Origin of the sequence: Paenibacillus foliorum, assembly GCF_013141765.1 — a bacterium.
GTDB lineage: Bacteria > Bacillota > Bacilli > Paenibacillales > NBRC-103111 > Paenibacillus_S > Paenibacillus_S foliorum.
In genome coordinates this window covers 1-9,493 of record NZ_WHOD01000028.1, presented here as the reverse complement: position 1 = coordinate 9,493, position 9,493 = coordinate 1, and the positions used below count along the sequence as shown (strand labels likewise).

At 37.6% G+C, this 9,493-nt stretch carries 6 protein-coding genes and 3 pseudogenes; 1 reads left to right on the top strand and 8 read right to left on the bottom strand.

Going from position 1 to position 9,493, the window contains the following annotated elements:
* Positions 1-182, bottom strand: a pseudogene (locus tag GC093_RS07695) (sugar phosphate isomerase/epimerase family protein); the annotation flags it as partial.
* A 19-nt stretch (positions 183-201) separates the two neighbouring features.
* Between GC093_RS07695 and GC093_RS07690 the strand changes: the two are divergent.
* Positions 202-639, top strand: a pseudogene (locus GC093_RS07690) (transposase); the annotation flags it as partial.
* 265 nt (positions 640-904) lie between these two features.
* On the opposite strand, the gene GC093_RS36310 reads toward GC093_RS07690, so the two are convergent.
* From GC093_RS36310 to GC093_RS07660, 7 genes and pseudogenes are all read right to left on the bottom strand, one after another.
* Positions 905-1,486: a DNA glycosylase AlkZ-like family protein gene (locus GC093_RS36310; protein WP_281365184.1), complete on the bottom strand. Its 582-nt coding sequence runs from the start codon at positions 1,484-1,486 to the stop codon at positions 905-907.
* Positions 1,487-1,514: 28 nt separating this feature from the next.
* Positions 1,515-2,099: pseudogene (locus GC093_RS36305) on the bottom strand (DNA glycosylase AlkZ-like family protein); the annotation flags it as partial.
* Positions 2,096-2,293, bottom strand: a complete 198-nt coding sequence (locus GC093_RS07680; protein WP_171651293.1) for a hypothetical protein — start codon at positions 2,291-2,293, stop codon at positions 2,096-2,098. The gene GC093_RS07680 and the pseudogene GC093_RS36305, both read right to left, overlap by 4 nt.
* Positions 2,294-2,858: 565 nt before the next feature.
* The gene (locus GC093_RS07675) at positions 2,859-4,676 is read right to left on the bottom strand and encodes an ATP-dependent helicase (protein ID WP_171651292.1); all 1,818 of its coding nucleotides are present in this window, start codon (positions 4,674-4,676) and stop codon (positions 2,859-2,861) included.
* Positions 4,676-6,655 carry an ATP-dependent nuclease gene (locus GC093_RS07670; protein ID WP_312886472.1) on the bottom strand — a complete coding sequence of 660 codons (1,980 nt, stop codon included), beginning with the start codon at positions 6,653-6,655 and terminating at the stop codon, positions 4,676-4,678. The genes GC093_RS07675 and GC093_RS07670 overlap by 1 nt, the downstream gene beginning before the upstream one ends.
* A 607-nt stretch (positions 6,656-7,262) precedes the next feature.
* Entirely contained in the window at positions 7,263-7,961 is a 699-nt protein-coding gene (locus GC093_RS07665) for a hypothetical protein (RefSeq protein ID WP_171651290.1), read from the bottom strand.
* A gap of 484 nt (positions 7,962-8,445) precedes the next feature.
* On the bottom strand, positions 8,446-9,294 hold the full coding sequence (locus tag GC093_RS07660; RefSeq protein ID WP_171651289.1) for a GNAT family N-acetyltransferase: 849 nt from the start codon (positions 9,292-9,294) through the stop codon (positions 8,446-8,448).
* Positions 9,295-9,493 lie beyond the last annotated feature (199 nt).

Genomic DNA, 9,493 nt, shown 5'->3' with positions numbered 1-9,493 from the left:
TTATGTAAAAACTCTTTAGCCGTTAAATCCTCATAATCCCAATTCATGGCCTCTATTGCAGTCGCACCTGAATAATCCGTTTGCGCAATTTTTTTCATGGTTGTAGACCAATCAATCGTGCCGTCAACGGGTAACCCGTGTTGGGCACGACTTCCGTTATTATCATGTAAATGGAGTGCCATCACCCGGGAACCGTACATACATCTAGCGAAGCTTGATAAATCAATAGAGGCTCTGGCTGAAGAATTGCTGGAATATGATTTAATCCAATCAATACCCGGCATTGGCACCAAAATTGCTGCAACAATTTTAGCTGAGATCGGGGAAATTGATCGGTTCGATCACGCAAAGAAACTCGTTGCGTTTGCCGGTATTGACCCAAGTGTGTTTTCTTCCGGCAAGTTTACAGCAACCCGAAATAAAATCACCAAACGTGGTTCTAGGAGGCTCCGAACAGCCTTATATCAAGCTGTAAGGTGTGGTCTGCGAAGCTCGCGTAATAAGAGAATAAGGGCTTATTACGACAAAAAGCGTGCAGAAGGCAAAGTGTTTAAAGTAGCTGTGATCGCTTGTGTAAATAGACTGATCCACTGGATATATGCGATATTAACCAAGAAAGAACCTTTCCGTCTAGATTGAATAAGCAAAGTTTAGACATCGAGGAAAACCTTCCCAATTTGTATGGGACGGTTATTTGTCATGCACTTTTATCAGTATAGCATCCTTCATTGTATTCATTAATAATTAAATATTGACAAGCTATTAGCTGGAATAGTTTAGCCCGCCGCGCTTGAACCCCCCACTAGAAACTCAAGTACACATACAACGGCGCTACCGGACGCGTCGGCTTACCTGTTTCGTACGCGGAAACTTGTCGGCAAATGTTACCGGGGAACTGGAAATATCAGTTCATAGACTCTGTCGAAATCGTCTCGCATCCGTTGAATAATGCAAAATTTTGAAAGCAATTGTTCAAGGCTGTTCGCAATTGCTTTGTTGGCTTTATGTCGTTCTCGTACCAGATGTTTTTAACAACGAGCGTCTCGGATTTTCGCTCCGCGATTACCTCGGCTCGTCCGATGAGGCTTTCTCCGTATATTAGCGGCAACACATAATAGCCGAATTTCCGTTTGATTGCAGGCGTGTAAATCTCCCAGGTGTAATCGAATCCAAACAATACGTTGATCAGTTTTCTGTCCCATATGAAATTATCTAGTGGGGCAATCAGCTCGCAGCGCCATTTCGGCGCCGGATTTTGCAGAACGGCTTCAATAAGCGGCAAGTCCTCCGCGCGGCAGTACAGTATATCCTTCAATTGTTCCACGGCAACAGCAACAATGCGAGCTTCGTACAACAGTTGGCGGAAAACCTCGTTGCGCTGCTCCGCTTTCAATCCCCATATGTTCAGCCAGGCATCGGATGGCGCGATTCCATAAAAGGCCAACAGCGCCGATTCGACGCAGTACCCGCCACTTGTGATGCTCATGCTCGCCCTCCAGCGGCTCCGGTGCATTCAGCAGATTTGGCTGTATGTACTTCCCGGCGATATCGTAATATTTACGCGTTCCTTTTTTGTGATGTATAATCAACTCGCCTGTCGAGTACATCTGCTCCAGCACCGACCGGGATGAATTGTTTCCGCTGCTCCAGTGGATGGCCGATTGCCAAGTGAAATTTCCATCCAATTTTAGATCATCCGAACTTAGCGCACCGTGATTTTGGATGTGAGCCCGTACTTGCTCTATCAACGCTTCCATTTCGGGATAGCGCTTGGCATGTTGTCGGGCGGCCTGCCTGTACCGCTCAAAATACGGCCAGTCCTCGACAGGGATAATGGCCAAATTCTTGTCGGGATAATCGACAAGGCTTCTATCTTGATACAGCAACTCGGCGAGCATGTTCTTGGTAAATCCTTTGATTCGCGACTGCAACACCAGTTCGGCGTTTTTTCCGCAAACATCGATGGGATCGTATTGAATACAGCCGACCTGCCGCACAAAATCCAATACTCCCTGCTTTCCGGTAAATTGATATTCGCCCAACAGCCCGTGCTTCAATAGCAGAAATTGCCGTGCCTGGCGGTTCGTCAATTGGATCATGTACACATCGGCTCCTTAACGAAACAAACGGGAGTAGCTTGCACATGATGATGGATGGCGAGGTTGCTTATCTCAATAAAGTTACTATTTGCTTCTTTCCATAATGATGGTATCCATTGGGGAGCTTCATTAGCAAACCCCTTTCCTAATTTTCCAATAACCGAAAATTGCTCTTTTTCAATGATTTCAACCACGCCTATTCCCCCTATCCGTTGGAAAATACAAAAAAACAAACACATGTTCCCGTTAAATGTTACCATTGTCTCGAGCATAAAACAAGAGCTATTGAAAAATAACTGCCCGTTAGCTTAGTCCCCTTCAGTAAATTTATTATATGACCTTGTCGGCAATCGGATCACATTCTTGACACTAAAAAATGACAAGAATGTGATCCGATAAAATAAAAAATCTGTGTTTTACGCAGAAACTAATCGGACTACTTTCTTGTCATCCGACAGGGCAGCGGCTGCGAAAAAAAATTTCTAAATATGCAAGTTACTAGTACTATTTATGTACAGCATCTTTTACTTAGATAATCAAAAGAAGCCTTGAGCTGCATTTTATGCATGATCTGGGCTTCTTTTGTTTATTTTTATTATTCAACTTCTTAGGAATTGTTGTCCTCCAGAACGTTTGAAAAAATCACTTAATTAAATCAAGGTACACCAAAGGGTATTTTCACAAAGGTTGCAGCGATACCTTGGATAAGGTCTCATAATAAAGCGCCCAAATTTAGGGCGCTTTATTTATATTGAAAATTTACATTCTGTTTTCCTCTCCATAATTTGCGTGCAACAGTTTCCAAAATTGTGAGGGTTTGTATCGAAATGTTTTCAATCCATACTTTGTTTTTTTTGTATGCCATTCACTCCTTAGCAGATAACAAACTCTTCTTGCTCTGCTTATGCAAACAAAAAACACACGATAATCTTCACTTAGTTTTTTAGGATCTTTTAATGAATAATAATTTGGAAAATGGTCTTCTTCCATACCCAGTAAAATTACAACCTCAAACTCTAACCCTTTCGAACTATGTCTTGTCGAAATAGTGACCTGATTATCCGGTTTACCCAATTGTCCAAAACGAGCAATATCAAAACCTGCAAATTCGCCTGAGGAGGCTATTTCGCATACTTTTTCTAAGTTATCTATTTCATCTTGGTGAATTTTAGAATACTCTAGCAATTCTTTTAATCTAAAATTAACAAGAATGTATTGCAACCAATTTGGCAATTTGTCAGAATATATCGCGCTTCCCTCTAAAGTTGCCATAAACTTTATTCTTTCTAAAGCTTTTGCTTTTGAATCTAATACCCAATTATGCTCCTGCAATAATCGAATCCAAAATTCAAATAAGGAACTAAATGATTGTCTCTCATGATCTACAGTCCACATCGCACATTGTTCTAACCAAACTATCACCTCACTTCTCTCATACTCAAACTTATTGAGGTAATAAGGAATATGGTTAAATTTGAAAATTTCACCAAGCTCTCTTGCAGTAGGATTATTAGCAACAAGTATCGCTATTTCGTCATATGGTATCCCTTGCTCTATGCACCTTGGAATAATTTTAGAAACAATTTCATTATATTGTTCAGTGAACTCGGAATTGCAAACAATAAAGTGGAATTCTGTTTCCTTTTCAATTGTAGCTTTCGCTTCCCGCCTTTCTTGGTGGCCTAGCACTAACTCTGTTGCTTCTACAATTTTTTGTGTACTTCGATAATTTGATAATAATTTAACTTCTTTAAAAAGAGGTTTACTTGCCAACTCCTTAAGATATTCCGGTACAGCCCCATTAAACCCATATATCGACTGATCAGGATCGCCGACAACAAAAAAAATAATACTTGTTCTATTGAAGAGTGACAGTATCATTTCATGTAAAGGTTTACCTAAATCCTGATATTCGTCTACAAAAATCCATGGAAATTTTGCTTCCAAACACCTTCTTACATACTCTTCTTTTTGTATTAGCATCGTTGCGAATTTAACTACATCTAGAAAATCAATCTTACTCTTTTCTTTAATCTTATTTTCGTAGTGACGTGCAACATTGAGCGCAATCTCGTATGGTTCAATAACGACTTCGCTTAAACCCTCAATATTTAAACTTCTTTCCTTATCCATTTCTTCAATAGTTACTACTATATCACCATATCCCAATTCATCTTTAATCTCATAAAAAAGTTCCTTTTTATCTTTTTCAGAAATAATATCAAACGTTTCGGGAATTTCATAAGATGGATACAGATGAGAGAAGGGTTTAATTATTTCAGCTATGCAAAATGAATGGACCGTTCCAACAAATACATTTTGCCGGGAAAGGTTGCAGCCCAACTTCTTCAACCGATCTTTTAGTTCTGTTGCAGCTGCCCGGCTATAGGTAATACAAGCAAGTCCTCTTGGTTCATTAATCACTTGCAAAGAGCTCATTATTTTGAGAGTCAGCACTGATGTTTTTCCGCTACCAGGTCCAGCAATTACAACAGTATTTGTATCAGAAAAATAAGCTTCAACTTGTTTTTCATCCCTATATATTTCTTCAAGTTTCTGTTGGTAATATGTCGTCATCAGTCTACATTAACCTCGACTTTTGAAATAATATTTTCAATCGCATCTTTTACATATTGAGGCACATGCCCCACCCTAGATACAGCTGCAAGTTTTTGAGCAAATCTTCCCTTTCCAATACCTTTTCCCTCTATTTTCAAGAGGCATTTCCAATATTCCTTTTGATCTAATTCATTTCTGAAATTTCTCTTTTGAATATCGCCACCTAATGTCAAATCATTATAAATGTCTGATATAACAGACTTTAATTCATCATCATCACCACAAACACTCATAATTTCAACTTCCAAAGTGTATTCGCCAGCGTAAACACCAAACTCATTTAGTTTTTGAATTTGTATTTCAGATGTTTGAGGTATCTCCCTTTCTGCAATTTTATCTAGCTCTACAAGAGATTTAAATGCTAATTCATAACCTAAATACCCATAGCTTGCGTGTGAAGTTTCCTTTATTATATGATACTGCCGAATTGCTTCACCTTTTTGATTAGTAGTGTTTATATAATAGTCACCGTCAGTAATGATGACATATGGAATACCAAGCGCATGTAAAAATTTGAAATATGGTTTGAAATTAGTCGAATCAATGCTACATACAATGATTCCTTTTGAATCTAAAGAAACATCCATAATTTCAGCAAAGCTCGGTATTAAGTATTCCTCAGCAATGCCTTCAACCAAAATAATACCTTTTCCGAAATATAATTCTCCTCGCTTAACATCCACATATCTTTCAATATCTTTTTTATCTTTTAATGACATCTGCAAATCAGATGTTGCTTTAATTTTTGTTCCATTCTCCGCCGTTCTTAACAAGTGTACAATTGAGTCAATCGGCGCCACCGAAGTAATATGCGTAGAATGTGTCGTTAACAAAATGGATGTCGATCCGCGCATTACATCCTGATATAAAATACGTTGAAGCGTTGGATGCAAATGGGCTTCTGGCTCTTCAATCGCCAAGAACGTAAAGCCTTTTAGTGGTGGGTTGTGTATATCCATAAAATTATAAAGAGCACTTATAACATTAGGTTCCAATCCATCTTTAAGTACATATTTTCCTTTGTCGCTAATATCGTAGCATGTAGTTATGATTTGGCTATGCTCTTTTTCTAAAAGACTTTCGTACAAGCTTGGCTTCATAATCCTTGGAATAGTTTTATCTTCAATAAGTAAGAGCATCAAAGTGATATATAAAATATTGTTCAGTCCAAGACTACTTTCGCTGATTGAGCGTCTGAAACGTTCTTGACCCACCATTGTTTTTATACTATTAATTAATCGCTGTGTATTTACATCTATGGTTTCAAACTTAATTTCAGTTCCTCTTTCAATTTTAATAATTTCATCAAATCGGTTATTAATCCGTTTTTCTAAATCATTGACTTCATCTATTGTTAACAACAGCTCGCTGTTTTCTTTCATCCTTTCAGCAATCTCTTTGAGTTCGTCTTTATCAATGTCATATTGTCGAAGTAATTGAAGTACAGGAGAATGTTTCGAGCTTTTCATTTCACTCTCTACATCTCGTAATGCTTTAATGACCTTTAAATTTAAATACTTTCTTTGTTTATATGTAAATGATTGGTCTTCATCATTTCCTTGAAAAATTTTATATTCATATGCATTAGAGCCATCGGCTCTTGGTATCGGATAATATTTATAATTTAACCTTAAGGTATGAGGGCTAGTTGATACAGTAGCATCACTAAGAACAGCTAAAATATTCCTATTGTGTTCGTATCCCCTAATCTCAACAACAATTTCTATTATTTCCCCGTTAATCATCGGATCGATTAATTGCTCATTAAAATCTGATTCTTGCAAGTTTCTATCATCATCCGATAATTGAGGGTCTAGTATTAGTTGCAGAGCTTTAATAAAATTTGTTTTGCCGATATTGTTTTCACCAATAATCACTTGCTTATGATTTAGAATTACTTCCTCATCTACAAAATTCCTAAAATTCTTAATCTTCACTTTCGAAATATATGGCGACCTCATTTTTTTCCTCCAGTTCAATAATTATTAGCACATTTAACTATACGACATAAATTACCAATATTTTGTCGAATCGCGCTGTCGAAAAAAGATATATGCTGTCATTCAATAATACTAATATTATTCGAGGGCTTATTTTTGTTACTGTAAATGCACTGCCTTAGCAAAGGAATTTTCTTCTGGTGAGTAGTCCTGATTATTTATAATAAGTTTTGTACCATCATTAAAACTGATGCTGACTAGTATTTCCTTCAACCAAGTATATTCATAAAGTTGTTTTGGATATGGACTAGATAAAGAAACATTATAAGAAATAATATCCTTTTTATTATATGAGGTAAATGAAATTTCTATCTTTTCTTCGCCAAACCAATTAGTAAACCCAATTATAATTTTATCGTCACTTGCGACAATAAAATGTATTGGCTTATCGCCATCTCTCGCCGATGAAACAAAACATTTTTCAGTACCTTTTTGGAATTAATAATAAAATTAGTTCGATGTAGTACCTACCACCTGCAAAATCAGATAGTCTTCTAATAAAGTTTTCATATGTATTAAAATACATTTCAATCCCACCTTATCATTAGTTTTTTAAATAAGGTAACACGTGATCTTCCCAAATTCTTTTTACGATATCAACTGGGTTAACTAGACTATTGTTATTACGTAAACCCATCAACATTTTCAAAGCCAGTTGGTTATCTGTTTCTTCGATAGATATCATCTCATTGTACGAATTGTCATTAAAGATGGAATGATTACTACCAAATGCAAAATTAATCGTTGGAGATGAATAACTAAAACCTCCAATCAACATTTTCAAGCTAGTTTTATGCTGACCGTGAATATAAAGCTTATAAATAAGTTTTTTATTGTTTTCTTCGTCTAATTGATACGTAAACCCCGCCGTTTGTGTTTTAACATGATCAAATAGTTGGGTAAAACGCTGCTTTAGTTCATCATAACTTGAACGTAGGAATTCTTCTTTATCCAAGTCAGTAAACGATTTAGGTATGGTAAGGCTCGAAAAGGATTCGAAAATGTTATCGTTTTTTATTGGATGCATTTTCTTTTCCGTCATGGTTGGATGCTGCTGCTTATTTGCGGAAATAAAGCTTGGCATTGACCCGAGCGGAGCTTTTTCAAATGAATTGTGTCGATAAATACGATGAACAAGTTCTTCAAATTTTCTATCAAACTGGTCATCATTAGAAAAATCAATTGCATAATAATCACGTAAGTAAGAAGGAAATACGTTTTCAAAATTTCCATGGTGCCGCATAATAAATATTATCCGATCTTTATCTCTAACGTAGGAATTATTGATTGTTTCGCACAATTACGTAATTTTTCCTGATCCTCTAAAAACTTGATACATGCTTCAGTTGTTGTGGAGTGATTTCCCATAATATATGATTTCCAGCTTTCGCCACGACTTTCAACAAATCTGGACTCAACAACATCTGGAGACAATGTTAATAGAACACAATGTGCATTCAGTTTTGATAGAATTTGTTCCAGATTCTCAATTTCTGTAAAATCATCAAATGCAGCACGATGATTTACATAGAACCTCTCTAAAATATAAATACACCATTTGTTGCTTTTGTATGACCGATGGAATGAATCCAATCGTATTGCTGTCCAAGGTAATCAACATGACTTTTTAAGAGCTGGATATGCTCATCCTTCTTCATGGATCTTAAGACGCCGTGGTATGAATGCAAAATTTGCAATGCGTTCCTGTCAAGGGAATACGGCAGAAATTACAGCGTTTTACGCATGAATTCCATAATATACTTTTCTTTAAAACCAAGGCTTTCATACAGATTTCTGGCAGAATTCCCGACAACACACCAAAGATCGACGTTTGCACTGCCGCGCTGATAGATCTCGTTGCATAAATACATAACAAACTTTCTACCGATCCCAAGCCCCTGAAAGTCTGTACGGACGGAGATAATGCTGAGTTCATTACCAGAAAGGTGGCTATAAGCGACGATTTCCCCATTTATTTCGTAGACAAAACGGTCTTCCGCATCCTTATTCCATGCACTTCGTTCTATTTCACTGGGCTGGGCAATCACAGAATCGGGAAAGCACCTGACACGGATGCGCATTTCATGAAAAGCTGTGGCATATAGCGACTGACTAGCAAGATAGTCTTCGTTCGTATACAGCCTCACAGGAAGCTCCTCCAGGGGAAAGGGATCGCCGGTTCGCTCCATCAAAGCCGATGAAAAGTATTTGTCATAACCGAGCTTGCATGCAAACGCGAGAGATGATTGATGACCGGCACGAAAGGAACTCCTTACTTTTTGGGTTCCGCCCGACCGCAATTTGATTTCAGCATACTTTAACATTGCAGAACCGATTCCTTGCCTGCGAAACTGCGGAGCGACAAACACGGTTAAATAGGACTGAGATGCAGGCTCGTTCACTTGGGCCAGTGCAACAAGCTTATCATCAATCAACGCGGTAATAAACAATTCCGGTTCTTCAGCAAGGACGCGAAGGATGTTTTCACCCGCGTCGACGTCATAGCTTAATAATTCTTTTGCGACATTATAATCTTTTTCTCTGAAGTGATCATATCGGATATCTGCTATATTCATCAGCCTTCGATTCCTCCGTTTTTAATAAGGCTCTTAAAAATATTCCTGTTATTTATATTTTGCTTAGGCATACCTCCAACACATTAGGATTCTGATTACAATTTTAACTTAAATCTTGGTTTATAGGTGGTAATAATTGGTTGTAACTATCCTGCCCGTTTGTTCAATAAACCAAAGAGGAGCTGCCGCGAAGCGAGCT